The 25,377-nt window shown below is 46.0% G+C and carries 22 protein-coding genes and 2 pseudogenes; 9 read left to right on the forward strand and 15 right to left on the reverse strand.

Annotated features, from left to right (window positions below):
- Positions 1 to 69: 69 nt before the first annotated feature.
- A pseudogene (locus tag U868_RS25990) lies at positions 70 to 285 on the forward strand (integrase); the annotation flags it as partial.
- A 146-nt stretch (positions 286 to 431) separates the two neighbouring features.
- Here U868_RS25990 and U868_RS25335 read toward each other — a convergent pair.
- From U868_RS25335 to U868_RS0114415, 10 genes and pseudogenes are all read right to left on the reverse strand, one after another.
- Positions 432 to 606: pseudogene (locus U868_RS25335) on the reverse strand (IS3 family transposase); the annotation flags it as partial.
- Between the two features lie 34 nt (positions 607 to 640).
- Complete coding sequence (locus U868_RS0114370) at positions 641 to 1,117, reverse strand: SMI1/KNR4 family protein (RefSeq protein ID WP_025153895.1); 477 nt, start codon at positions 1,115 to 1,117, stop codon at positions 641 to 643.
- Positions 1,107 to 5,447, reverse strand: coding sequence for an RHS repeat-associated core domain-containing protein (locus tag U868_RS23675; RefSeq protein WP_240182724.1), 4,341 nt, complete (start codon positions 5,445 to 5,447; stop codon positions 1,107 to 1,109). The genes U868_RS0114370 and U868_RS23675 overlap by 11 nt, the downstream gene beginning before the upstream one ends.
- Before the next feature lie 319 nt (positions 5,448 to 5,766).
- Positions 5,767 to 6,123, reverse strand: coding sequence for a DUF4150 domain-containing protein (locus U868_RS0114380; RefSeq protein ID WP_025153897.1), 357 nt, complete (start codon positions 6,121 to 6,123; stop codon positions 5,767 to 5,769).
- Complete coding sequence (locus U868_RS0114385) at positions 6,116 to 7,327, reverse strand: DUF2169 family type VI secretion system accessory protein (protein WP_025153898.1); 1,212 nt, start codon at positions 7,325 to 7,327, stop codon at positions 6,116 to 6,118. Before U868_RS0114385 ends, U868_RS0114380 begins: the two co-directional genes overlap by 8 nt.
- A gap of 12 nt (positions 7,328 to 7,339) precedes the next feature.
- Positions 7,340 to 9,451, reverse strand: a complete 2,112-nt coding sequence (locus U868_RS0114390) for a type VI secretion system Vgr family protein (RefSeq protein ID WP_025153899.1) — start codon at positions 9,449 to 9,451, stop codon at positions 7,340 to 7,342.
- Between the two features lie 77 nt (positions 9,452 to 9,528).
- Complete coding sequence (locus U868_RS0114395; RefSeq protein ID WP_025153900.1) at positions 9,529 to 10,047, reverse strand: Hcp family type VI secretion system effector; 519 nt, start codon at positions 10,045 to 10,047, stop codon at positions 9,529 to 9,531.
- Between the two features lie 863 nt (positions 10,048 to 10,910).
- On the reverse strand, positions 10,911 to 12,731 hold the full coding sequence (locus U868_RS0114405; protein ID WP_025153902.1) for a hypothetical protein: 1,821 nt from the start codon (positions 12,729 to 12,731) through the stop codon (positions 10,911 to 10,913).
- A gap of 62 nt (positions 12,732 to 12,793) precedes the next feature.
- Positions 12,794 to 13,021, reverse strand: coding sequence for a helix-turn-helix transcriptional regulator (locus U868_RS0114410; protein ID WP_025153903.1), 228 nt, complete (start codon positions 13,019 to 13,021; stop codon positions 12,794 to 12,796).
- Between the two features lie 99 nt (positions 13,022 to 13,120).
- A complete protein-coding gene (locus tag U868_RS0114415) occupies positions 13,121 to 14,140 on the reverse strand; it encodes a YagK/YfjJ domain-containing protein (protein ID WP_025153904.1) in 1,020 nt (339 codons plus the stop codon).
- 726 nt (positions 14,141 to 14,866) lie between these two features.
- Here U868_RS0114415 and U868_RS0114425 point away from each other — a divergent pair.
- From U868_RS0114425 to U868_RS0114460, 8 genes are all read left to right on the forward strand, one after another.
- The gene (locus tag U868_RS0114425) at positions 14,867 to 15,874 is read left to right on the forward strand and encodes a hypothetical protein (protein WP_025153905.1); all 1,008 of its coding nucleotides are present in this window, start codon (positions 14,867 to 14,869) and stop codon (positions 15,872 to 15,874) included.
- Between the two features lie 203 nt (positions 15,875 to 16,077).
- A complete protein-coding gene (locus tag U868_RS0114430; protein ID WP_025153906.1) occupies positions 16,078 to 16,806 on the forward strand; it encodes a DUF3944 domain-containing protein in 729 nt (242 codons plus the stop codon).
- Positions 16,807 to 16,860: 54 nt separating this feature from the next.
- Entirely contained in the window at positions 16,861 to 17,535 is a 675-nt protein-coding gene (locus tag U868_RS0114435) for a helix-turn-helix transcriptional regulator (protein WP_025153907.1), read from the forward strand.
- Positions 17,536 to 17,547: 12 nt separating this feature from the next.
- Complete coding sequence (locus tag U868_RS0114440) at positions 17,548 to 18,639, forward strand: hypothetical protein (protein WP_025153908.1); 1,092 nt, start codon at positions 17,548 to 17,550, stop codon at positions 18,637 to 18,639.
- A 63-nt stretch (positions 18,640 to 18,702) separates the two neighbouring features.
- A complete protein-coding gene (locus U868_RS0114445) occupies positions 18,703 to 18,915 on the forward strand; it encodes a hypothetical protein (protein ID WP_025153909.1) in 213 nt (70 codons plus the stop codon).
- Between the two features lie 127 nt (positions 18,916 to 19,042).
- Positions 19,043 to 19,483, forward strand: a complete 441-nt coding sequence (locus U868_RS0114450; protein WP_025153910.1) for an antirestriction protein — start codon at positions 19,043 to 19,045, stop codon at positions 19,481 to 19,483.
- Between the two features lie 14 nt (positions 19,484 to 19,497).
- Positions 19,498 to 19,812 carry a TA system toxin CbtA family protein gene (locus tag U868_RS0114455; RefSeq protein ID WP_025153911.1) on the forward strand — a complete coding sequence of 105 codons (315 nt, stop codon included), beginning with the start codon at positions 19,498 to 19,500 and terminating at the stop codon, positions 19,810 to 19,812.
- A 103-nt stretch (positions 19,813 to 19,915) separates the two neighbouring features.
- Positions 19,916 to 20,752: a DUF932 domain-containing protein gene (locus tag U868_RS0114460; protein ID WP_025153912.1), complete on the forward strand. Its 837-nt coding sequence runs from the start codon at positions 19,916 to 19,918 to the stop codon at positions 20,750 to 20,752.
- Positions 20,753 to 21,247: 495 nt separating this feature from the next.
- Here U868_RS0114460 and U868_RS25530 read toward each other — a convergent pair whose 3' ends face one another.
- The 5 genes from U868_RS25530 to U868_RS0114490 form a co-directional block, all read right to left on the reverse strand.
- The gene (locus U868_RS25530; RefSeq protein ID WP_162817239.1) at positions 21,248 to 21,400 is read right to left on the reverse strand and encodes a hypothetical protein; all 153 of its coding nucleotides are present in this window, start codon (positions 21,398 to 21,400) and stop codon (positions 21,248 to 21,250) included.
- 70 nt (positions 21,401 to 21,470) lie between these two features.
- Positions 21,471 to 21,989, reverse strand: coding sequence for an Hcp family type VI secretion system effector (locus U868_RS0114475; protein WP_025153915.1), 519 nt, complete (start codon positions 21,987 to 21,989; stop codon positions 21,471 to 21,473).
- A 465-nt stretch (positions 21,990 to 22,454) separates the two neighbouring features.
- Entirely contained in the window at positions 22,455 to 23,090 is a 636-nt protein-coding gene (locus tag U868_RS0114480; protein ID WP_025153916.1) for a hypothetical protein, read from the reverse strand.
- Between the two features lie 154 nt (positions 23,091 to 23,244).
- Positions 23,245 to 23,760 (reverse strand): hypothetical protein, encoded by a 516-nt coding sequence (locus U868_RS0114485; protein ID WP_025153917.1) that lies wholly within the window; start codon positions 23,758 to 23,760, stop codon positions 23,245 to 23,247.
- Between the two features lie 137 nt (positions 23,761 to 23,897).
- A complete protein-coding gene (locus U868_RS0114490; RefSeq protein WP_025153918.1) occupies positions 23,898 to 24,956 on the reverse strand; it encodes a methyl-accepting chemotaxis protein in 1,059 nt (352 codons plus the stop codon).
- Positions 24,957 to 25,377: the final 421 nt, after the last annotated feature.

A 25,377-nucleotide genomic window follows, 5' to 3' on the forward strand; every position in this document is an offset into this window, starting at 1 on the left:
TAAAAATGGGGGGATTACCACCCAATGGATATCAATAAACAGAATTGATTCGTAGTGCTTACAAGGGTTTTTCACCACGCGACGAGCACTGTTTTGTATGGAAAGGGCTATAACTCTGCTGGGATTGAGACACAGCTTGCCAACGTTGATAAAAACTCTATTCGGGGAACGTATGACCATGCTCAGTATTTCGATGGACGCAAAGAAATGATGCAGTGCTATACAGACTACATGGACGAGTTGGAGGGGCGTTTGGATAATGTTGTTAATGTGAATTTTAAGTAATATTTAGTAGCCATCTTTACGTGTAAACGTAAAGATGGCTATTGCTGTGTATTTTATTTTTTGTATTATAAAATATGTAAGGTATCTAACGAGTATGGATGAAGATCTCTGAAAGTGAATTGGGTGCTTTATTGGGATACTTACACCGTCACAGCCGGACGCAGCTGTCTGTGCCCGGCTGTGACATATCGCTGAGACCGCTTTGTCCGCAGGTTCAGCCCTTCCTGGCAATAAATACTGTGGGTTTTCTTATGGGTTAATCAGTCAGCCTTCCCAGCGCAGCAGGATATGTATGAGCTGTACGCCGTAGCGGATGCGAGTTAATCATTTAATTATGGATAACTCATCAATAATATTAAACTTCAATTAAAAACAAGCTAGATAAAAAATCATTAATGCTATCTGCCAAATAGTAAATATTCTCTAAAGTAGGCTCTTCATCCTCATCGACCTCTAATTCATGATCCCAAAAAAATACTTTTGCATCATCACTACTTCCTAACTTAATTAAAATAAGATTACCACCAACATCATATGCTATAGGCAAATACCCTGACGGCATTCTATCTTGATATACATTAAAAAAATAAAATATATCGCTATCTCGGTTTTTTTCTTTCTTCACACCAAGAAAGCGATTTATAGTAGATGCGTCATCAATTTCCTGTATATTAAATGAGTCTGGTTCAGGTACGCCACCGTTATATTTTTTAATAAAATCAATGTATTCAGTTGGTATTAAATAATTAACCATAGCTCTTATTTGACTAATGTCGAGCTCATTTAATGGTAGATCAGAATCAATAATTACTGTATTCACTTTATTTTCCATTTGCGATCCCACCAGTGTGCCTTACTGCGCCGTGTATATCTGTTGGAACTAACTGCATATATCCCGTATCTTTGTCATGATGCCAAGTATAGTTAGCTGGCCTTGGGTTTTGTTTGCTGTATCCCGCAATTTTATCTGCTCTCGCAAAGTCAACAGCTCTAGAATTACCAAGAGTAATTCTGACATTTTTTATCGCATAACGTGAGAAATCAGGAAACCCAGTTAAGGTGAAAGGCACGCTATGCGGATATTTTCCTCTAATTTCAAGTGGTAATAGCTCTACTGGATATACTTGACCAGCATATTTACTATTTATTGGATTCCTTCCGTTGACTTTTTGAACTAAATCAACAGATGAACTCCCCGCCAACCCAAACGGATCTACCCAGCCCACAGGGCAATGCACATACCCATACGGGTTAAAGCCGCCTTCGAGCCCTATCGGATCGGGGCTGATGTACTGTCCCGTGTCCTTATCATAATAGCGGAACCGGTTATAGTACAAGCCCGTTTCTGCATCTTCATATTGTCCCGCGAAGCGGAAGTGGCATTCGGTGTAATTCGGGTCATTGGCACTGGTTTTCAGGCTCCAGAACGCCATTTGTCCCCACGTATCCGGTCTTGCTGCCCAGCTGACCGTCCCGCTTTCCGTGAAGATTTCACGCGGTGTGCCCTGATGGTCGGTGACCAGGTAATGCAGTTTCCCTTTTTCATACCGCGCTGCCGGAGTCAGCGCACCCGGTTCATACAGCCACTGGATCCCGGCGTCATGCGCCACCGTGCCGTCCGCATACACCGGCGCTTCCTCAATCATCTGATTGCCGGACCACAGATACTGCCGGCCACGGACCACCGGGGGCTGGTTCAGGTACTGAAAATGTACCGGTTCCTGTGCATTTACCACCTGATATTTGCTCAGACGGCGGCCGAAGGCATCATACGTGTAACGCCAGCAGTCACCCTGCGGAGTGAAGCAGGATGTGAGCTGATTTAAGGTGTCCCACTGGTAACACCATTCACGCGGGCGGAAGCCGTTCCGGTGCTCGGTTTTCCGTTCCAGCCGTCCGCTGATATCGTAGTGATAATCAAAATGACCGGTTGCCGTGGTACGCCGGACCACCCGCGCCGCCTGCTGTTGCTGCGATAACTGATGCAGGGCCCCCTGCGCCTCCCCCGGTATCAGCGTCTGCTGACGGATATTCAGGTTGATGTCGTAGCTGAACTGCGCTGTCTGAGGGTATAAACCGCCGAAGGACGTGTTCTCAATCTGGTCATTCTGATTATAGCGGTACTGCATACGGCGCCAGCGGTGGTCATCAATCGCCGTGATGTTATAGGCTTTGTCATACTGCCAGCTCCTGTTGACATCACTGGCGGCAGGCGGCTGTACCGGATTGTCCCGCAACGCCTGAAGATAACAGTCCGAGCCGCGCCCGGCGGTCTGATGCGCCAGCATGCCTGTTGCCGTGTAATGGCGTGATGAGGCAAAACCGGACTGACTGTGACGCAGGTATTCCTGCCCGAGCGCATTGCGGCTCAGTTGCAGCGGCTGGTGTTTTCCGGCCTGAAACTGCGTCAGTTCGCCCTGTAATCCGTACTGATACTGTAACGACTGCGACCCGAACCGGGTCTGTGTGAGCCGGTCTGTCTGTGCGTCCCACTCATGCTCAATCTCACGGCCATTGATTTTTTCACAGATTAGCCGCCCGGCGGCGTCATACTCAAACTCCGTGACTGCATCCGTATTTTCGGCGCGGATAAGCTGCATCCGGGCGTTATATTCATAGTGCGTGACGGATTTCAGTTCACTGCGTGTGCCGTCATCAAACCAGATATCCTGCCGGGTAATCAGCCCTTCCGGAGAGTACGACCAGCGGATTTCATGCTGATCCGGGTAACGGGTGGCCGTGCGGCGGCCGAGCCGGTCATAACGGTACTGAATCTCCCGGCCGGTAAAATCGGTCTCGCGGATAATCTGCCCGGCTTTATCCCGCTCATAGCGGTATTCATCCCCGGCCGCATTAATCACTTTTTTCAGCCGCGTCAGGCTGTCATATTCAAAGCGGATTTCTGTACCGTCAGGACGGACCATCGCCAGCAGCAGGTCAAACGGTCCGTAACGGTAACGGGTTATTTTGCCCTCGCCGTCAGTGACCGCCACCACCCGGCGTTCACTGTCATAATCAATATGCTGATGTACGCCGTCAGGCAGGAAAATATCACTGGTACTGCAGTTAACCCCCGCATGAGACGGATCATAGTGATAACGGGTGGTATTATTCAGTGCATCCGTGAGGTGGGTGAGGCGTCCCAGTTCATCAAACTGATACTCCGTGCTGTTCAGATACGGATTGATACTTCTGCTCAGCTGATGCGCAGACGTATATTCATACCGCCACTGCGCCCCGTCAGGTGAAACGGCTTTCAGTAATTCACCATGCACACTGTATTCGTACATCTGAACACGGCCCTGCGGATCAGTCTCAGAGATCAGGTTACCGGCAGTATCATAATTCAGCCGCCACTCATCTCCTGTTGGTGCGATATAGCGAGTGAGCTGTCCGTTATCATTGTATTCGCAGCCAATCCTGCGGTTATCCGGCAGATAAATTTGTGCCGGTAATCCGTCGGCATGATAAACATACCGCGTGATTTCACCAATATCATTGGTTTCACTGATTTTCTGAAAATCACGCCATTCTGTACGGGTTTCCCGGCCTGACGGATCAAGTGTGCGTACCACCAGGTTATCTTCATTGTAATAGTAACGGAAGTGCCCGCCTTCACCGTCGATATAGGTATTGAGCCGTAATGTATCGTCATAAACAAAACGGTCACACCAGTATCCGCTGTCAGAGTGCGTTTGTATCACACGCCCCCGGTCATCATAAGTAACCGCCAGCGAGGTCTGGTCAGAATCCTGCCATCCGGTCATCCATCCTTCTGATGTATAACTGTGCCAAAGGTGGTTTTGCTGAAAAGCATCACACTCACTCAGATAGCCGGAATTATCGTACCGGCATGAAACAAGCCGCTGTGTCCGGTTATCACAGGTATAATCAATATGCGTCAGCTGATGTTGCTGATAATGCAGCCGGATTATGAATCCGTCATCGCGGGAGAGGTGGCTGAGCTGCCGGCCTTCATTGTAATGAAAATGTAAGGCAACACCCTGTAAATTGGTAATTTTGATCAGACGGCCGTGCAATACCGGTGCCGGTTCAAAGTGATATACCCGCTGACGGCGGTTATCCTGTATCTGTAACCCCGTTTTCCGGTTGCCTGACAGCAGGTAGTACGGAGCACGTAAGTTTCGTGACCGGACTTCATCACCGGATATTTCAAAGGTATACCGGTTTCCGCCGGGATCCTGAAAATCAGCAGTGTCATCATGTATCTCAAGATACATTGACCAGTCATCTGCCCATTTTTCACCGAAAAGTCCCCGGGCTGACTGGACGGAGTAATATGTCCGGGTAAGTTCAACCGGCAGCAGACCGGGAATACAGATAACCGGCCATGACTGAATAAAATCCCCGCTGACCAAATCCACCGGGTCACCACCGACATGACGGTTATTATTATCCGTTCCTTTACCGTCACTGCCAGACTGTGTTTTTTTCGTATCTTCACTGACTTTTGCTGCGGGAGTATCCGGTGTTTTATCCGGCGGAATTTCACGGGGTTTCACTACCCCTCCGGCGGACGGTTTTTTGCTGATAATTTCAGCTGCTTCCTCTGCAATTTCTTTTTCCAGCTTCCGGCCTGTTGCTTTTACCAACCCCAGCGGATTTATCATCGCCAGAAATGCCCCGCCTTTTTCGGCTTCAGACAGATTTTCAAATCTGGCAAAATTAAATGCCGAATAACCCAGCTGACTTTTTACACTATCTGCATGCTCTTCCGCTTTTTTTGCCCATTTATCACTGAACAGTCCTGCAATTTTTGCCCCCAGGGTACTGGCAGTGATTTCAATAATCTGAGCCCCTGCATACGCTAAATCGAGCACATCAGGCACAATATTCCAGGTGTCTTTTATAGCTCCGCTGATTCCCTCAAAAGGCGAATCCAGTGCAGCCGAAATTTCATTACCGGTTTGAGTTGCCCAGGCCGTTAATTCCGCTTTTCTCTCTTCCGCCCACTGACGTACTCTTTCCGCATCTTCTGCGGACAATAAAGTTATTGTGGGGTCGATAAGTCTGTATTGCTCAGCGGCCGTCTCAGCGATCACCGCAGGGTTAGCCTGCTGTGGGGAAACGGCAGCAGCTCTGGCCTGTGCAGTGATGACACCGATGGTATTTCCGTTTGCCGGGTTATTGGCATAAAGCATATCCTTTGAACGGGGAAGTGAACTGCTTATCCTGTCCAGAGCTGCATCATATTCTTCCGCTGTAACTATCTGCTCTTTATCTTCTCCGGTATCAATATCATATTTATAAATTTTTATATCGTCGTCATTCTGCCTGGCAAAAATTAAAACTTCAGATCTTCCATTATTTTCATATTCAAGAACCTGTACATAATCACCATATTTTTCCCGGTCATTAACATTAGGTAACTCCAGGTTTCCGTATTCCTCCTGAATTTGAACTGAAGAAGATGTACAGTTATCTGAAAAACATGCAAACACTTTCATTTCCTGCACTTTTCTACCTCCCGTTCATCCAGAATTTATCGCCGTGACGCAGAATCCGTTTTTTCCCTGCACAAACACTGCCTGAATGTTCTTTCGGATAACACTTTCCGCCGACAGTCCCGCTTTTAATGCCATTTGCCACACCGGGGGCATCGCCTAAGGTGGCCGGAATAAAGCTCTGATTAAAGACCACTGCGGGATGACCATTAGCTCTGACTGACGACACCACCGAAGCCGACGTTTCCAGCTTCGCAATCACAGGATAGGGGATCGGCGGTGTGGATGATCCCACCGGGGTTTTACACACATCCGGTATCAGACTAATCACCAGCCATTCACCCTGCCGGCGGGCCAGGTAGTTATCAGCCATGGGTCAATTCCTTCTGAGGTTCGGCAAAACGGACCAGCGGCGCAGCAGGATCCGTTTCAAAACGGGCTTCACATACCCGTACGGGCAGATCCGCTTCAAAAACTAAGCGGTAAGTCAGGGAAAGTTGCAGTTTTTCAGTATCAATCACAATCGTATCCGGATTGAGTTTAAGAGGGATAAGCTGTCCCTCCGCCATTCTCAGTAAAACAAACGGCCGGTGTCCCGGTAAGGTTGTACGGACAATGCCACCGGGCGTTAAATTAGTCAGAGTCAGGGAGAAATCACCCGCCGGATAGGCGATTTGCTGATCTTCCGGCGCGCAGTTCCAGTAACCAAAATCAAAATCATGCGGCAGATAAGGATGACGCTGATTCAGCCATGTTTCATCATAAGTTCCTGCCAGCAACCGGCGGGGCAGCCATGCCCTGCCTATAGCACCAAAACCGGCGATACCGTGCGGCAGTTGCTCATCATTGAGTTGTGACACGACCCACCCAACAGTGACGGGATATTCCGGAGATTCAGACTGAGGTGCGGCAAACGCGGTAACATTCAGGGATTGCTGATACCATGATGTTATAAATCCCTGCCCCAGCGGGTTATGCTCTTCCGTACTGTGAGCTACCGGTGCCGACTCTTTTTCCGGATGGGCAGCACGCCGGATATCAGAAAGTAATGCCTCTTCGGCGACAGGACGACTGAGTGCATCATGTCCGTAAATTTTGCATTCCCCGCCGAACGCATAGCGGTAATCAACCGGTAACTGACGTACCGCAGCCGGAGCCGTTAACTGCCATTCACCTGAGTTTTCATCGAGCACAAACTGACGCTCCCCGAAACAGCGCAGGGATTTTTCGATTAATACTCTGTGATGCCGGTCTGTCATAAGCAATGAGACAACTATTGACTCCGCCGGAACATCATCCGGCGCATAGGCAATTCCGTTAACAAGAACATCACAGCGGGGCTTGAACGGAGCCAGATCACTTTCGATCAAAACAGATGATGTATTGAGATTCCCCGTAAACAGATCCTCAGACACCAGTGCCAAATCCGTCAGCAGGCGAGGGGTATAGTCCCCGTTATTACCGCCGGACACTAATTCATACCCCACTTTCATCGCAATGACATGATGCTCAATATCATCCGTATCCAGCATTTTGTAATTCATCACTGAAAATGGTGTCAGGTTACGAAATTCCATCTGATCCCCTCCTCAGTTCAAATCAATGTCTTTGCCGGTGATCTGCACCGGACCACTGGCTTCGAAGCTGAATTCAGTGCCGTTGATCGTTACCCGCCCGGCGCTGTCCATCCGTAATACGCTGGCACCGCAGCGCAGTTCGATCACATCACCGGCGGTCACTGACAGGGTATTTCCCACTGTCACCGATTTATGTTTTCCGACTGTTTCACTGTTATTTTCACCGATCTCTTCTTTGCGGTGGCCGTTGACCGTCATACTCTGATTTTTTTCAATCAGCTCACTGTGATTCGCTTTCACCAGCGTGCTGCGGTCATTCAGTACCACCGTGTCCATATCCCGCTGGGCATGAATAAAGACCTGCTGCTTCCCGTTTTCATCCTCAAAGCGCAGTTCGTTGAATCCCTCGCCTTTGTGGGTTTTTGTCCGGAAAGCCGTTTGTGTTTTACTGCCCGGGAATGCCGACGGCGGTGAATTACGGCCGTTATAGGTACAGCCGGTAATAATCGGGCGGTCAATATCGCCGTTGAGATAAGAGACGATCACTTCCTGGCCGATACGCGGCACGGCAGAGAAACCATAGCCGCCGCCGTTCCAGCCCATCGCCACCCGTACCCAGCAGGAAGCACTGTGATCCGGCTTACCGTAGCGGTCCCAGTGGAAATACACCTTTACCGCGCCCTGCTCGTTGGTGTAAATCTCTTCCCCTTCCGGGCCGACCACGGTTGCCAGCTCGTCACCGTCCGCCTGCGGGCGGAAACGGAACGGCGGGCGCCATTCGCGGGTGCCGGGGATAAACTGAACGGTGTTACTGAATTTGGTTCCCTCCCCGCCGCCGTTATCCGCCAGCGGCTGGATACCGTGATGGTTGACCGTAATCACCTGCCAGGATTTATTCATGCTGTCAGACGGATGGTTTTTCAGGGTGAAGATTTTTCCCGGCATCAGCGCAAAGCAGTTGGTACCTGCAGTACCGTTCTGGCGCTGGTTCTGTGACTGCTCATAGCGCAGCTGCGTGAACGGTTTACCTGTCTCGTCGTCGCGATAGCGGCCATAGCTTTCATACACCGGGTGCTGTTTATGCACGTCGCCGGTGACTTCATGTTTAAACAGATACGACGGGCGTTCCGGGTTATAATCTTTCTGGATAATAACATCACTGCACAACTGTTCGGCGTAGCGCCAGGAAAAAGCAGTGCTGTCACTGATATCCGTGTCTGCCTGCGGGTTGTAGGTCAGATTGATACCGGCGGTCATGCCGAGATGGTTGTCGCTGTAAAAGAGTTTCGGGCCTTCCTCGAACCAGAAGTTAATACCCTCTTCTGCGGCCAGACGGCACCAGAACTCATAAGCGGATTCACGCTTCTGGGTGATGTAATCCCGCTTCTGATGCAGTTCGTCCTGATAGAATTTCAGGTCATTTTTGACGTGAGCTTCTTTAAGCAATGTGGCCAGCACCTCCGGCACGGATTGCTTCTGGAAAATACGGCTGTCCTGATTAAGTGTCATGATCCACATTTCCGGGCGGATCAGAAAGTGATACCAGGTTTTATTGCCGTCAGTATTGCCCTGTTCGGCAGAGGCCAGCAATCCCTGAACGGTACGGACTTTGACGCCGTCCCGGGTGACCGTCAGTGAGGCAGCAGAGCCGAGATGATCCTCAAATGTGATCGACGGCAGGAGACTGACCGCGCTGATGGTCAGCGAGAACAGCGAGGAAAGGGATTCACTGAGGGAAAACTCCGTGACCTGAAAAGTCTGCTCCGGTAAGCGGCCGATTTTACAGGTGAATACTAATCCCGACGGCGAACGACCGGAGAACAGAGCACCAGCGATATCACCGGCAGTGCCGGAAAGCCCGGATATATTGCCGGAGGTGGTGCTGTTCAGGCCGCCGGTAAATCCGCCACCTGGGATCAGGCTGGCGGTATTCACAGCAGATACAGCAGATGGTATCTGCGACGCTGCCGCCTGTGCCTGACGTGTCGCTGCCACTATTTTCTGAGCAGGTGCGGAGAGTGATTCAGCCGCTTTATCCATCGCGATATCACCGGCCTGTTGAACAAGAGAGTCTTTCAGCGCGGCGTTTTCGGCCTGCTTCTTTTTGGGATCTTCAGCAAACATACCTGCTCCGGAACGGATCAGAAAAAAGACAGGAACACCCCGCATTCCGCTGGGAATGCAGGGTGTGATTCAGCTTATTACGCTTCGATTGGCGCACGCCAGTCGTCAGCACCGGAGGTGCCTGCAACGGTGTGTTCCCAGTCGATTTTGCGGTAAGAGAGTGACACTTCGATCAGTTGGGTGTAATCCGTTTTTTCCGGGTCCTGGCAATGAGGCATTTTACAGTCGATATTCACGATGGTCGCATCTTCCAGAGAGGTGGTGAAGAAATGCTCCTGCTTGCCCTCAACGGAGGTGCGGTACCATTTCAGCTGTACTTTCGGCAGCATTTCACCAGCGGCCAGGGCGTTGTACAGCAGCGGAACCGCTTTGTTCAGCGCCACGGTAAATTTGAACGGACGGTGCGCACGCTGGCCGGATGGCTGACCGGACTGCGGATCCGTCGGGACGGTGACGATATGGTCAAACTGCTGCACCAGCATCTCATCTTCATGCCCCTGCACATAGATGTTGCCGACGGATTCAGCGGTAAACGCACCGGCAGTGATATTACCCTGAGTTTTACCTTGGATGGAGATATAGCACGGAGTTGGCATGGTAAATTCCTTATAATATAAATGATAACCGTGAGTTATCTGACAGTATGTTGTCATCAGCCGGTGCGCATGGTGTGAACGGGTTAAAGCATAAATTTCACTTACGGGCCTGTAAAGGCGGGAGGCGGTGCTGTATCTCACAGGATGTATAACTTAAGTTAAAATCGTTGCAAAAACAGGATATCCGGCTGAGATGAGTCAGAATAACAGGCTGGTACAGTGAAATATGTCAGATCAAAAAAAGCGATAATCATCATAAAATTTAACATATCCGTATAACATACTGTAAACTATGTGAAAAAACACCACTCGCCGTATGATCACAGAAATAAAATATGTAACAAAATGTAACCACACCATAACATCATAAAATACAATAACAAAAACTGAAAATCAGGCCATGAGATAAAAATGACCGGATTTTCAGCACTGAATATGGCGGAAAAGACGGACGAAATCAGGATATTCCACTGACTGATATTCTCTGACAATAGTTCAGAAAAACAACATTGAGATAAACAGTAAATTATCATCAAGGCGATGGCAAAAAAATAGTAAAGCCATCGTGCCAAGAACAGATGGCGCAGAATGTTGTCAGGAGCCGGAATATCAGCATACGTTTTGCATGCCGGTTATTGATAGTCAGCAATAACAGCATTTTCTTCATTCAACTAAATTTCTTAAGAAAAGTGTCCTGATTTAGTTGCACAGAACACTCATTTATTTGGTGACCAAAGAGATTCAAAAATCCATTTATTGCAGGACGCAGCTTTATCAATGCAGCCAGTACTATTACCTGATTAACCGCATTAATTTGGTAAAATATCATATGAATAAGAACCGAGTTATTAATATTGCCAAGTTTATTTCTCAACTGTATGCCTTCGTTTTTTCAGTTGATAAACTGCAAATTTTACCACCTTTTCATCTTTATCTTTGAGTAAATCAGTTAAAATTGTCTCGGGCGTATTTTGGTGCTTTGCCACCCGACGCCTTACCTTAACTGAACTATCTTGCGACATAGTCGTAAGCAGGCTGGCAGCAGCATAAGGTTGCCTGACCAGCATCTCTCTAAACTCTAAAGAAGGATGATGCGCAAATTTATTTAAAAGCTCGGTTCGTTCAAAATGATAAAAATGTAACAATGAATACTGCACGTCAAATTCATCAACCTCAAATAAACCTTCCCTGATAGAATCAGGCGTATTCGAGTTATTGACTAATGCCGATAATACATCTGTGCTATGGTCTTGTGCTAAAGCGGCCAGTACATCTGTGGGCGTTTTATCGTTACCCGCCACAGCAGCCCTTACTCTTTCATCTTTATCATGGCTTAACTTTTCAAGTAAAGAAGGTTGGCAATGCTCACTTTCCGCCATCGCACATCTTTCTTCGGGCACGGCATTAATGATGAGTCCCGAAAACACTTCAGGATGTTGTTGTACATAAACCGTTTGGTGTTCCAGTATTTGTGCGACGACTTCAGGAGATGGATCATTGAGTAATAATTTAATCAACTGGTCTGGTAGTGCTGGGTTTAGTGCAACCTCCATTCTTAACTTCTCAAATGGACATAAGCAGAAGAGGTGCAAGATAGGCTCAGGGGTTAATGGGCTCATTGCAATCGAACAGTTAAACTGAAATAAGCTGTTGGCGTAATCACAGTAGCGAGTTGTGATCCCCATTTTCAGGTCATCAGGAATGTAATTTCTGAATGGTGGCATTGCAATGCGCAAGTCGGGATACGCATCAGCAAAGTGTTCGCACCATTGACTATATGCCTGCCAATTTATCGAGCCATCAGAAGTGAGTGAACTCATCACAGTGAAGCTATCCATTGTAAAAACATAGGGGTGCTGCACTAATTCTTTCCAAACAATAGATAGCGAACGATCCGAAATAAAGTTTCGGTTGTGCGCAAGGCTTCGCAAAATGTTTAGATTCATTGAATGACAGAGATAGTCCAGAATGAAAGCAGAGGATGAATATTCCGCAAGTTCACTGATAATCCAGAGATTTTTATCATGCATTAATAGCTTCATCAAAGGCTCATTATTATGATAACAAGCAATAATGCCATTTCTGACTAAATGTGATGGGTCTTTTGTAAGAGATAACAGCAATGAATGAGGCGGATCTACCAGTCGGTAAACCATACTTTCCCGAACAGCAATATCGGGATGATGAACAGCTATATTAGGCCAACATGAAGGCCAGTTAGGATTCTCTTCCAGCTTGTCAATGATTGGTCCAACGGGATCCATAAAGTAGTCGGTGTATACCCTTTCATCTGCTCTATGTTGGTCAGCAACGGAAGCCATTGGCTTGCTAGAAAGACCGATTATCCATTTTGAATATTTAGAAACTAATTCCTGCCAGGCCAAAACCTCGCTGCTATATTGCCAGGGTTGCCAGCGCATGACCAGTTCAGGCCAAATCATACATGGAACAATAAACGGGTGTTTGCTTTGCTGAGCCACTTTTATTTTCATATCAAGTGATAATGAAGGCAGCATATCGAGCAGAACTTCGGTGGAGGTATCATTCGCGTTGGCGACAGCTTTTAAAAAACGCGCTGGAAACGAAGACCAACCATGCTCAATCAACAAGCTGGAAAATTCAGGGTTGTTAAGTAGTTTATTGACAGTATTACTTCTAGCGTTACTTAAATCAGTAATTTCCATATATAGTTCATCCTAAACAATCATTCTTGTACCCCCTATTCAATCAATAGATGCGTTACATTTCAACTCTCTTCACGGGACTCCACAATACGGGCTTTCAGCCAGGTATCTACTTCACTTTTCAGCCAGCGGGAACTGCGTCCCAGTTTAATAGGTTTCGGAAACTTGCCCTCCTGTATCTGCTTGTAAAACCACTTATCCGTTGATCCGGTAAATTGGGTGATGAATTTCATGTCCACGAGTGGTTCGTCAAGTGGAGAAGGGGCTGTGGTGGTATTGATGGTATTCATGGGGGATCTCCTGTCTTTGTAGGTTTAAAAGGCAGAAGTGCTATCGATGATGCAGCGGATATCACTTCTATATGATTCCCCTTGTCTGTAAAAAAAGATTTACCGGCGTGTTTTACGCCGTTTGTTTCTGATGGTTCCCCGCCAGAATGTCCGGTCGATCCCCGGTACCTGCAGTTTCACCCACTGGTCTGTTTTGCAGATATAATTCACAGCGGTCATCAGGCCTTCCCGCCGGAGGCTCTCACTGCGGTGCAGCATGCCAATACCGCAGATACGGTAATCTGATTTATAGCGGTTGCAGTTAAAGTAGATCCCCTGTCCCTCGGTGATGGTTTCCTGCCAAAACTCACCGATGAGCTGGGCTATTGTGACATCCTGTCTGACGTGCTGACCATTGAAGAAAAACAGGCAGTGGTAGTGAAAGCCTTTCTCACGACCGTATTCCAGTTTCAGGATATAACCGACGCAGTGTTTAAACAGGGGTAACCGCTGTATTGCTTTATACAGGGCAATCCGGTGACGGGTTAAATCCCGGGCTGTAACTTTATGACTGACCCGTTTCCCGTAAGACAGGTCTGTCCGTACCACCAGCAGTTTCGCATGGTGTTCAAACAGGTTTTCAATATAGCGGCAACATAACCGGTAATTCTTGCGGGCACTGTTCTTAAAGGAACTGACAGCAGTTTTATACTCTTTACTGTCCATGGACTGAATAAATTCACAATAGGCTTCATTTAACTGTTTAATATCCTCCTCTGAGTCAGGATGGTATTCCGACAGCACCGGAACAGGACGGATATGATATTTATCAGCAAGAGAAACAATCAGCGGAATAACCGGATGTAATTTACGACGGTTACCGGTGACACGGGAAAGAGAAAGAATGTTTTGTATTAATTCATAAAATAACTGACCGGTTTTAGTGGCCTTGATATGTAATTTATTAGCAAAGCAGCACTCTTTAAAAGGAGCAGGCTGACTCTTTCTTTTAATTAATGCAGTGGTATACAACGCTATCAGTCGGAGTGATTCACGGTCTGTAGTATCATCAGTAATCTCTGTGCCATTATTGTAGGTTTGTGACAGCGCCAGTATTTCACAGGTTATATCGTCTTTCATTATTAATTCCCTCTGATTAATGATGGTGTTTCTGTTCATATGACAGAGAGAAGCTTTTATTTTTTTACTGCCCCCTATATCTACAACAGGCGGGTTTTAAATGTGATTAACCGCATTTATTCTGAGTGATACCTCAGATGTGGACAGTAAGTGAACTCACCACTGAGATTAATTAACAAAAGTTATTGTTTATGAAGATGAATCAGTAATTCATGATAATGTCACTATCATCTGTATCAGTAACAGGAGTGTCATTCAATATGTTTGGTTATTTATTCGATAAAAGGATGGGGTTATCAATAATGAAAGGGTTATCGTAAGAACAGAGGTGAATATTAACCTGATACAGAGAGTACCGGGTAAGATTAATATAATAATAAATAATCCTTTTTTGATTGTTACCTGAGTTTATTAAAACAGTATGCACAGACAGCATTTGCAGCAGGCTTCACGATGAACAAGATATCTGAAAGTTAGTCTCCTCACAGAAATAGTCACGGGAAAAAAGATAAGTAACCGTTAGCATCATTTTTTCCTATAAAAAATACTGCCTGACCCAGCATTTTCAGGATAAATATATAAATTACATGATAAAACACTTCATTTTTAACTCATAAAAAAGACTATAAAACTATTTATACTATACATTACCACGACAATATCACTTTTTTAGAGACCAAAACAAACTACAATAACGACACATTGACTACGCGGTATGAACAGATTATGAACGATAAAAACTATGAGATTGATGAGTTGCTGAAAGTGAAAGACCTGAGAAAAGCGGGTGTTTTTGTATTTTTCATGTCAACAGAGCCCAGATTTGAATGGGTTGAAAATAAATATTTCTCAGGTGACAGAAATGACAAATCACGTTTAAGAGATTTAATAAATGAAGTTATTGGCATGGCGAACAGTAATTACGATCACCTTACCAATGAAGTTTTAAATCATGTGAACAATAATCTTATCAGTATTGAAAAGTTTGAATGGATTAAAGAAGACAGCATTGCTTCTGCATATTGCTGGGCAATGTTAAATAATATAAAGCCATTAACCTCCATAAATGATAAATATACTCAGGCAATTCAACAGGCAACAGCATTAAAACCTGCTGCTAATAGTTGGTTGAGTGATAATGAATTCAGAAATCCATCTGTGTCACAGCAAATAAAATACATCAAAAGAAAATTTGGTATAAAAGATAATCATGTCAGTACTGAAGAGATGTATCGCGATTTCCAGACTATATTTGATCATATCAGCCTGGAATTTGGTGAAAAAGAAAATGTTATAAATATTCTTAAGGATGAATGGATAAAATCCTTCACAGCAGTAAAAAATATAAAATGGCTGAGTAAGGATGATGATGATGCCTGTAACTGGATATGGGATTATATCTGTAACTACTCTGTCGATAATATAAAGATACCTGTCTGGCCTCTCCGGTTCTTTAACCCCGAAAGTTCCGGAGATAAATATATTTGTTTTTATGCCGCCCTGCGGGCATGGAATGATAATCCCGGAGGGAAGAAGTATTTTTTATACTCTCTTAAAAAGGCATGGCAGCAGCGCTCTTTCCGGAAAAAACAAAAAAATAAAAAAATACTGAGCTGCAGTCTGGATGATGAAGTAAAAAAACATCTGGAAGAATTAGCTGAAACCTATGAAATGACGATCACCGATTTGGTGACCCAGTTAATTGAGAACGAGTACAGAACACCGAAAAAATAATTTACCGGAATCAGTAATTTTTCAAATACACATTAACTTACTGACATAACAGGAAAAACACCGGTCAGGATAACTGACCGGCGACACACCCTGTCGTTTCCCCGTTTTTTACCCCCCGAAAACAGCGATTTTCCGCGCCATATCCTGTCAGACCCCTTTGTTATGCTGTTGCTGTCTTAAATCACCTGTAAGGAATTTCTGTTATGGCAATTTACCGTATCGACCCCGACCTCGCATTTATCGGTCAGTGCAGCAATGAGGACCTCGATCTGCTGGTCTCTGTGTTGACTCACGACAGTAAAGACTGCAAAAAACGGCTGGCGGAGTCTCTTACCGCCTCACCGGAATATCAGCTCTTTTACCCTGACCATCAGAAGTACTGGCCCGCCATCTGTGCCGAACTGCAGGCCTTCGGGGCCAACAGCCTGGTCACACTGCTGCGCGGTAACAAAGGCGTGCTTTACCGTGAAATCCTGCACGATGTCTGCGACAAGCTGAAAGTGAACCACAACAAAGAAAGTCCGGTGGAAACCACCGAGCTTAACCTGCTGATGAAAGTACTGGAGAAAAGCCTGCAGGAGATGTCACAGGACGAACTGATCCGTTTTGCGGCCGGGCTGAAACTGAATCTGTCCGCACCGACCCCGCAGCTTATTCTGCTCGCGGTGCAGGCGGCCGTCGCCAGCTCCGGAGTTGCAGCCCTGCAGTTTGCCACTGTTGCTGCTGTCGGGGTGATTGAGGCAATGGGCGGTATTGCCACCTGGGGTACACTCTTTGCCGCCAACCGGGCACTGGGGGTACTGGCCGGTCCGATAGGAATTGCGCTGAGCTCCGCATGGCTGATAGCCGATATCGCCGGTCCCGCTTACCGGGTCACCATTCCGGCCTGCATCATTGTGGCGTACCTGCGCCAGAAGGCCCTGGCGGCCTGATTTCCGTATTCCGTTATTCCTGTTTTCTCTGACTGACTCACGGAGGCTGCGCTCATGCATACGTCAGATTCACGCCATGACCGGCTTGCATTCCGGCTGGCCATGATTATCAGCCGCCTGTTCAGCGGTGAAACGCTGTATCCGGCACAGCTCGCCCGTGAGTTTAATGTCTCGGCCCGCACACTGCAGCGGGATTTCAGTGAGCGCCTGGTCTTTCTGGACACGGAGCCGTATCAGGGCGGATACCGGCTGGCTGCCGGTCAGCGCCCTTACCGGACAGACAGCGATATCCTGTACTTTGCCGATATCACCCATATCACCCCGCTGTTCCCCTCGCTTGACCGCAGGCTGCTGTCCGTGCTGCTCAGTCCGGAAAACGGTGCCCCCTGCCTGGTCTACCATGAACCACCGCAATCCGCCCCGACGCTGTTCGGCGGCTTTTATGTCGTGACGCAGGCGATTGTCCGCAGGCGGCTGCTCAGCTTCCGCTGTGACGGTCAGGACTATGAGGGGATGGCCCCCTACAAGCTGATTTACTTTCAGCGGGACTGGTATCTGTGCGGGGAATGGCAGTCTGCCCTGCGGGTGTTCCGGTTCAGTCAGCTGCAGAACATTGCCGTGTCCGGACGCCGTTTCCGTCAGGATGCGGTTATCGCACGGACAGTCACCCGGCCCGAATTCATCACCGCATTACCCCATTATCAGTTTATCCGTTCATTAATCACATAAAAGGAACATCATATGATGAAACCCCGGTTTACCGCCGTCCTGCTGTCTGCCCTGTTGCTGACAGCCTGTGACAACAGTGACAGCACGCCCGCCCCTGACCCGCGTCAGCAGCAGGAGATTCTGTCAGTAAAGCAGCTGATTTATACGTATGACCGTACCGTCACGCTCAGCGGTATTCTCGATAACCGCTCTGAATGTACCGAAACAGAGTGGGATACCCTGACTGACGATAAAGGGCGGGAACTGGTCAGGTACCGCTGTCACTACAACACATCCGCTGTCAGAAACCACATTAATACCTGGTTGGAAAAGCGTTATAACACGCGGATAAATGAGTACACTCAGCGTTTTAATACACTGGATTCACCGGAATATATCAAATCACTGACTGATTATGAGGAGAGGGATGTTGCCACTGCAGAAGAATCGCTGGCAAAAATTGAAGCGCTCTCGCAGCATGACTGGTCGGCACTGCGCGATGATGTCAGTATTACCGGTCCCGCCGCTGAATATGACAACACAACCGGTAATCTGAAGGACGCCGGGCGTAAAATCACACTCAGTAACGGGGTCATGTCCGGCCGTATTACGGAAAGTTTATCAGAAGAGCAACGCAATCTGATAACTCAGTGGAACAGGATTACTGAGAGCAACAATATGGGCAGTCTTCCTGATTACTGGTTCAGGGACCCATCCGGAATCACAAAAGAATTCAGTCAGGAACTGGCATCGCGAAAAGCAGAGCTGAACCAAAAACGTCAGAAACTTCAGGACGAAAGTAATAAGAATAAAGCCGTTTTGTCACAGGTACTGTCAGCACTGAAAGACGCACAACAGGAATCAAAAGACTGGCAGATTACCCAGGAACTGTACTGGAGTGTGACCGGTCCGGACCCTGTCTTTATGGGGGGTATGTTTCTGGTGGATGACCGTAACGGGCAGTACGAGCTGAAACGCTATTTATCCGGACTCGGCACCATCAGTAATGACAACGATATCCTTACTCATATCTACCGGGATATAACCGGTTCAGCGCCTTACATAAGTACTGTGGCTGACGGTCTTTTCCGTCATCAGACCAGCCACATTTCGCTGCCGAAATAATACTGCCGGTCATGCTGTTGCATCCGCTGTACTGCTGAATCCCTGTAAAAAAAGGAAACACAGATGTCTGTTTTTAAATTAATGGCTACCATACTCGGTGTGGCAACGGTGGCGTTAGCCACGTACTGTGCCTGGCAGGCTGCTGCTGAGGCGGCAGACAAAGAGGATGCCACCGCAGCGGAAAAACTGGCGGCCGGGCTCAGTGCGGCGCTGGCCTGCTCAGCCGTGCCGGGCGGTACCCTTGACCGTCTGCTGGGTCGGCTCTTTCCCCGCTGACCTGTACGGCATACTGGTTTATCACATCACCCCTGACGGCAGACGTTCACAGTCTGCCGTTTTTTTATGCGCCATTCACAAATCAGTAACCCACTATTTTTACCCCTAAATACAAAGGAGTTTCACGATGACGTTATCAGCACTTCTGCCGCAGGAGCCCGCAACCATCAAAAGCAATCTGGTTCATCACCGGGGCAGAGACACATTCTGGCGGTTTTATTTCAGCAGCGTACCGGGCTGGCAGCACCTGGAAGGCGATATTTTTAAGATGATGGATAATCTGTGTGACATTTATCACGGTGCCTTCTGGGAATTCAGCATGCTCACCAACGGCGGCGCATTTATCTGGCCTGACATGATTGAAATGTCACTCCCGATGGTTAACCCGCATAACGGCAATGACGCGGAACTGAGCCCCGAAGCGGCCGGTATCGCGGTATGCCTCATCACTTACAGTCTCTGGTCATTTAAAACTGAAAGTCCGGAGATGGTGGAGTATTTTTATCAGTTGCGGGACTACGCCCTGCAGCATGAGGAGTGTGCCGCTATTTTCCGTCTTATCGATTAACCGGGAGCTACGCCATGAACAATACAGCAGTACCCGCGTCACCGGCGGCAGTCTGGCAGACACTGTTGACTTACCTGCTGCAACAGCACTACGGCCTCACTCTGAACGACACGGAATTCAGTGATGAGCGCGTGATTGAGGCCTGCCTCAGCCGGGGGATGTCGTTGTGTGAGGCACTGAATGCCTTTGCGGAGAAATACGCCCTGGTCCGCACTGACCGGCGCAACAACGGTATCACTGAGTTGTCACACAGTATCACTGCGACCGATATTCTGCGGGCACGGAAAGCAACCGGTCTGATAACACTCCGCAGACACTGCACCGTATAAAAAGCCCGTTCCCGTACCCCATCTTAGCTCTTTTTTTATCCCGTTCAGTCCCGGCTTTTATCTGACGCCCCTTTTACCCGTTTAATTTTACCGGAGAATGACTATGACCCGTTTAGCCTCGCGCTTCGGCAGGGCGAATATTATTCGTCGTGACCGCCCGTTAACCACCGAAGAATTATACTGCACTGTACCCAGTGTCTTTTCAGCGGAAAAACATAAATCCCGCAGTGACCGTTACACCTATATTCCCACCATTACCCTGCTTGAGAGCCTGCAACAAGAAGGCTTTTACCCGTTCTTTGCCTGTCAGACCCGAGTCCGTGATGACAGCCGCCGGGAGCACACCAAACATATGCTGCGCCTTCGCCGTCATAACCAGATCACCGGCGTCCAGGTACCGGAAATTATTCTGTTAAACAGCCACGACGGCACCAGCAGTTATCAGATGCTGCCGGGATTATTTCGTGCGGTTTGTGAGAACGGGCTGGTCTGCGGTGATACCTTTGGTGAGGTCAGAGTGCCCCATAAAGGTAATGTCGTCGATAAAGTGATTGAAGGCGCGTATGAAGTACTGGAAACGTTTGATGCGATGGCTGAAAAACGCGAACAGATGCAGTCTCTGTTGTTACCACCACCGGCACAGCAGGCGCTGGCGCATGCCGCTATCACGTACCGGTTCGGGGATGACCACCAGCCGGTCACAGAAGAACAGGTGCTGCAACCCCGCCGGTGGGAAGATAAGAAGGATGACCTGTGGACAGTGTACCAGCGTTTGCAGGAAAACCTGATTAAAGGCGGACTGTCCGGACGTACAGCCAAAGGGAAACGATCACACACCCGGGCAGTGACCGGTATCGATGGTGATATCCGTCTGAACAAAGCGTTGTGGGTGATGACAGAGAAAATGTATGAACACTTCATTGATCGTCGGCAAATCTGAGTAAATGCTCAGATATGAAAAAATAAGCAACAATACATAATCATTTAAAGGAGGTAAAATCACCCTGTGATACCCTTTTAATACCTCAGGCTGACTGATAGGATTTATACTATTAACCCTGCTGTTATGCTGTTTTTGGTCCTTCATCACTGTATGATCCCGGACCGAGGGTACAAATGAGGGTATAAATATAATCACATCAAAAATTAAATTTAAAAACCAAAAAGATATGCAATGAAATCGATTTCGAGTCCGGCACCACTATTCATAAGGCCTCGCTGAAAAGCGGGGCTTTTTCCTTTTCTGGTTACGGTAGATTTCTGGTCGTTGCTGTTAAAGGCATCTGTACCCTCTCATAAGCCTGTCTCTTATTTACTTTGTATGTAAGCACACCCGCTTCAGTTCCACACACTTTTTGAGATTTCGTTATTTTTGATCTCATCCCTTTCTTCAGTACCGATTGTTTCCGGAAGATACGGCTGTCCTGATTGAGCGTCATGATGCACATTTCCGGCGGATCAGAAAGTGATACCAGGTTTTGTTGCCATCGGTATTGCACTGTGCAGCGGAGGCCAGCCCCCGCTGCACAGTGCGGACGTTGACGCCTTCACGGGTCAATGACCTTTTTTGGGGATCTTCAGCAAACATACCGGCTCCGGAACTGCTCAGGCAGGAACACCACACATCCCCGGAGAAATATGCGGTGTCAGTGAGCACATTACGCTTCGATTGGTGCGCGCCAGTCATCAGCACCGGAGGTGCCTGCGACGGTGTGTTCCCAGCTGATTTTGCGGCAGGACAGCGAGACTTCAATCAGCTGCGTGTAATCCGTTTTTTGCGGATCCTGACAGTGCGGCATTTTGCAGTCGATGTTGACGATAGTGGCATCTTCCAGTGCGGTGGTGAAGAAGTGCTCCTGCTTACCCTCAACAGACGTGCGGTACCATTTCAGTTGTACCTTAGGCAGCATCTCACCGGCTGCCAGGGCGTTGTACAGCAGCGGAACCGCTTTGTTCAGCGCGACCGTGAATTTAAACGGACAGTGTGCACGCTGACCGGATGGCTGACCGGACTGCGGATCAGTCGGAACCGTCACAACATGGTCAAACTGCTGCACCAGCATTTCATCTTCATGGCCCTGCACGTAGATATTGCCGACAGATTCAGCGGTAAAGGCACCGGCAGTGATGTTGCCCTGGCTTTTACCTTCGATGGAGATATAACATGGAGTTGGCATGATCAAATTCCTTATTTATTAACGGGTAACAGGTGATTACCTGACGAGTAACTTCGTCCTCAGCCAGTGCGCATGGTGATAATGCTGAATCATAAATTTTACTTACCACTCTGTAAAGACCGGAGAAAGGTCTGCATCTCTCAGGAGCAGTTACTTAAATTAAAATCGTTGCAAAAACAGGATATTTAACTTTTATAAATGATAAATTAAGATTTACTCAGCGTAATAAACCGGATAAAAAACAAACAAATACCCATATTTATTAAAAAAATCACATAATATGCTGTAAATAATAAGAAAATTGTCATTTTTTCAGGTCATGTAAAAGAACCCTGTATTTTCCATGCTGAAACTCAGACTATAAATAGATAAAATCATCGTCCGTAAAGTGAAAATTCCATTCCGGCAGCGTGCCTGGCCAGTTCAGCGACCACAACCGCCATAATTGATGACGGCCATCTGCTATTACGTTAATTTCCTTCTCATCTTTTTATTATCTGATGCAGTCGTATTAAATCTGCTGAGACCTCCGGTATTATATACAATATTGATACTGCTTTTATTATTATTCAGGTCTAAACGATATTGTATATAGTTTTCCACCAGTGCCAACTTGTCCGGATTTTTTCGCTTAGCGTATCGTTTTCTTTTTAAAAATAATAAAAAACAAATAATGGCAGGAAGAGAAATACTCATAAAAAATGAAAGGATAACCCCGGTAAAACCCGTTTCCAAATATAATAAAATTATCAGGCAAGGCATAAATATAATAAAAAACATAAGTATTACTGATGCTAATATCGATTTCGTCGCTATTTCACTGTAATCAATATGTCTGTTCGACCTGAACAGATAGGCAGATTTATCAGTATGATTATAAAGACCTATTATCTGATTATTGTCAACATTACTGATCACTTCAACTTTATCATTCACCGCAACAAAAAAAGGATGCTCTATTTTCGTTAATACTTCTCCGAACCGATAACTATGATGAGTTTTACAATAAAAGTCACTGTAACCATCACTAATCAAAAAATAATTGTTTGGTATCTTAACTGTTCTTCTGACGTTATTAACCCTCAAACTGGTAACATTCATATTACTCTGTATTTGTATTTCATCAACATCTAACCACCTGACGCTAAGCCCGATGCTTTCAGCTCTCTTATTAATAAGTTCATAGTTATCGACTGAAAACAGTTTTTTTGGTCTTTCGAATGAAAACAGACTGATAAATAAAAATATTTTTTCCTCATATTTTTTTATCAGAAAAAGGTTTACCCATAATATTTCTCTCCCTCTGATAAATCTCAACTGATTCATTTAAAGGAGATATTGCAAGCATAACTAATTCTTTTGCAAAAAAGATATTAATCCAAAGTGAAAACAGAAACAACAGCCCGATAAAGATTGAATCCGCACCACAAATAACCATCAAAAGGCTCACAGCCATAGATAATGAACCGTAAGCCAGGTATTTAAGTAAATTCTGACTTTCATCATATTTTTTTTCGGGCACTAACTCATTATTTTCGTCTTTTATAGCCCAATGCAGCCAATAGCCGCCATTATTTAACAGGTGTCCGGCTGCGATAATGTCATCTCCGGGCACTAACTGATTAAGAAAATCATCGGTATTATCAAATTGTGAATAACAAAAAAAGAAAATTTTTTCTGATGTGATAATACGGACAATCATATCTTTGTAAACAGGCTGCAGATCATAACGAATAAAATAAGCACTTATTCTTTCGGGTTTCATCAGCATTAAATTTGTTCTCTTAAATCATGTTGATACGATAACCTAACACATTTAGCTTAAATTAAACAAAGCTATAACATTATCTTACTGATTAAATCAAAATAATAAAATCCAAATAAAATAACGACAAACATTATAAGGGATTAATGTGGCTGCATCTGTAATAATAACTCATCAAGCCGTTTAATCACTAATGTACTGGCTTGTTCCATATTGTTTAAACTGATATTCATCCGTTCGTCATCGCCTGATCTGAATGCCAGTAACGCCTCCCGGCCGGAACGGTGTACTTTTTCATGAGGTACCTCAAGCTCAGAAAAACAACTGAGGTGTGAGAATTTATGCCCTTCCTCACCATAAAACCATTTCCCTAAACGACAATCGGTATGACTGTTAACTTCAGAGGTTTCATCGCGGTTAAAAATTAATTCATACACTTTAATCTTCCAGATCACATGATCTAATTTGACTGTATTAAGAAATTGCTGGGTAGCAATGAAACGAATAATTTCCTGCATATGAGCAGAAAGTTCAATGGTCTGCTGTAACATTATACAGGCCTGTTCTGTCGCATAGCGAATATCATTAATAGACTGATAATTTTTCTCCGCACTGGTACTGATGCTTTTTGCATGCTGATTAATATCCAGTGTTAATGCCGTAATATTCTTTGCCTGAAATTGAATGCCTGACGACAATTGTTTAATTTCTTTTGCAATCACCGAAAATCCGGCACCTCTTCCGCCGACATGAGCAGATTCAATAGCTGAATTTATTGCCAGCAAATTTGTTTGTCTTGAAAGGCTATTTATTTCATCAATATTGCTATTTATGCCACCAAGTACAGAAATAAGCTCATCAACATAGATAATATTTTCACTGGTGTGTTGCTCAATACGATGCACTAATTCAGAGAGCTGATTCATCTCCTGTCTGACACTTTCATTCTTCTGATTAAGTTCATCAACAGTAACCAATTCCTTCATCAAGCGCTGGCTGGAATTAAGTAATGAATCACGAATAATTTCTACCGCACTGATACCGGAAATTAAATGCTGACACAACAGCTTATCATTGGATTTCTCAGCTATATCAGTGGCTGATATTTCCGTGCTGATAGTATTTGATACTACGTCTGTTATTTCTTGCTGAGACGGTTGTTTGCGCTTATTTTTAAACCACTGCTTTAGTTTTTTACGCATTATATAAGTCCTTTTCTCTGTTGTTCATCATTAATGCTGCCAGCCAGCCTGAACATTATCATATCATCTGACGTGAGTAATGATGTATATGAATCCAGTGTTAATTATGATGGTACGCAGATTTTATTGCTGCCACGGCGTTATTTTTTACACCATATTGCTTTATCTGTTTCTGTTTCAGATTTACATCAACATGCATTTATTCTTATTATGCGTATTTTGATAAAAATTCTCATTCACTTTCAGGGATCCCTTGGTTACATTTTGCATACAGTGTCATATCCGGAATACAATCCTTCCCTGATGACACTCGGGCCTTTTATATTGTAACGTTATATTCTTACCCAAATTAAGAGTACAAGCTGATTTATCCGGATAACAAAAATAACTATTTGAATTTAAAGTCCAACTCGCTTTATCA

This window comes from Morganella morganii H1r (assembly GCF_000633515.1).
In the GTDB taxonomy this organism is placed as follows: domain Bacteria; phylum Pseudomonadota; class Gammaproteobacteria; order Enterobacterales; family Enterobacteriaceae; genus Morganella; species Morganella morganii_B.

Bases quoted from the DNA above. Each gene is read 5' to 3' on its own strand.
- U868_RS0114475 (WP_025153915.1), bottom strand. From the start codon at position 21,989: ATGCCAACTCCATGTTATATCTCCATCGAAGGTAAAAGCCAGGGCAAC.
- U868_RS0114425 (WP_025153905.1), top strand. From the start codon at position 14,867: ATGAACGATAAAAACTATGAGATTGATGAGTTGCTGAAAGTGAAAGAC.
- U868_RS0114450 (WP_025153910.1), top strand. From the start codon at position 19,043: ATGACGTTATCAGCACTTCTGCCGCAGGAGCCCGCAACCATCAAAAGC.
- U868_RS0114435 (WP_025153907.1), top strand. From the start codon at position 16,861: ATGCATACGTCAGATTCACGCCATGACCGGCTTGCATTCCGGCTGGCC.
- U868_RS0114405 (WP_025153902.1), bottom strand. From the start codon at position 12,731: ATGGAAATTACTGATTTAAGTAACGCTAGAAGTAATACTGTCAATAAA.
- U868_RS23675 (WP_240182724.1), bottom strand. From the start codon at position 5,447: ATGCTTTATGCCAATAACCCGGCAAACGGAAATACCATCGGTGTCATC.
- U868_RS0114455 (WP_025153911.1), top strand. From the start codon at position 19,498: ATGAACAATACAGCAGTACCCGCGTCACCGGCGGCAGTCTGGCAGACA.
- U868_RS0114380 (WP_025153897.1), bottom strand. From the start codon at position 6,123: ATGGCTGATAACTACCTGGCCCGCCGGCAGGGTGAATGGCTGGTGATT.
- U868_RS0114410 (WP_025153903.1), bottom strand. From the start codon at position 13,021: ATGAATACCATCAATACCACCACAGCCCCTTCTCCACTTGACGAACCA.
- U868_RS25530 (WP_162817239.1), bottom strand. From the start codon at position 21,400: ATGTTTGCTGAAGATCCCCAAAAAAGGTCATTGACCCGTGAAGGCGTC.
- U868_RS0114460 (WP_025153912.1), top strand. From the start codon at position 19,916: ATGACCCGTTTAGCCTCGCGCTTCGGCAGGGCGAATATTATTCGTCGT.
- U868_RS0114490 (WP_025153918.1), bottom strand. From the start codon at position 24,956: ATGCGTAAAAAACTAAAGCAGTGGTTTAAAAATAAGCGCAAACAACCG.
- U868_RS0114430 (WP_025153906.1), top strand. From the start codon at position 16,078: ATGGCAATTTACCGTATCGACCCCGACCTCGCATTTATCGGTCAGTGC.
- U868_RS0114440 (WP_025153908.1), top strand. From the start codon at position 17,548: ATGATGAAACCCCGGTTTACCGCCGTCCTGCTGTCTGCCCTGTTGCTG.
- U868_RS0114445 (WP_025153909.1), top strand. From the start codon at position 18,703: ATGTCTGTTTTTAAATTAATGGCTACCATACTCGGTGTGGCAACGGTG.
- U868_RS0114390 (WP_025153899.1), bottom strand. From the start codon at position 9,451: ATGTTTGCTGAAGATCCCAAAAAGAAGCAGGCCGAAAACGCCGCGCTG.
- U868_RS0114395 (WP_025153900.1), bottom strand. From the start codon at position 10,047: ATGCCAACTCCGTGCTATATCTCCATCCAAGGTAAAACTCAGGGTAAT.
- U868_RS0114480 (WP_025153916.1), bottom strand. From the start codon at position 23,090: ATGAATGTTACCAGTTTGAGGGTTAATAACGTCAGAAGAACAGTTAAG.
- U868_RS0114415 (WP_025153904.1), bottom strand. From the start codon at position 14,140: ATGAAAGACGATATAACCTGTGAAATACTGGCGCTGTCACAAACCTAC.
- U868_RS0114370 (WP_025153895.1), bottom strand. From the start codon at position 1,117: ATGGAAAATAAAGTGAATACAGTAATTATTGATTCTGATCTACCATTA.
- U868_RS0114485 (WP_025153917.1), bottom strand. From the start codon at position 23,760: ATGCTGATGAAACCCGAAAGAATAAGTGCTTATTTTATTCGTTATGAT.
- U868_RS0114385 (WP_025153898.1), bottom strand. From the start codon at position 7,327: ATGGAATTTCGTAACCTGACACCATTTTCAGTGATGAATTACAAAATG.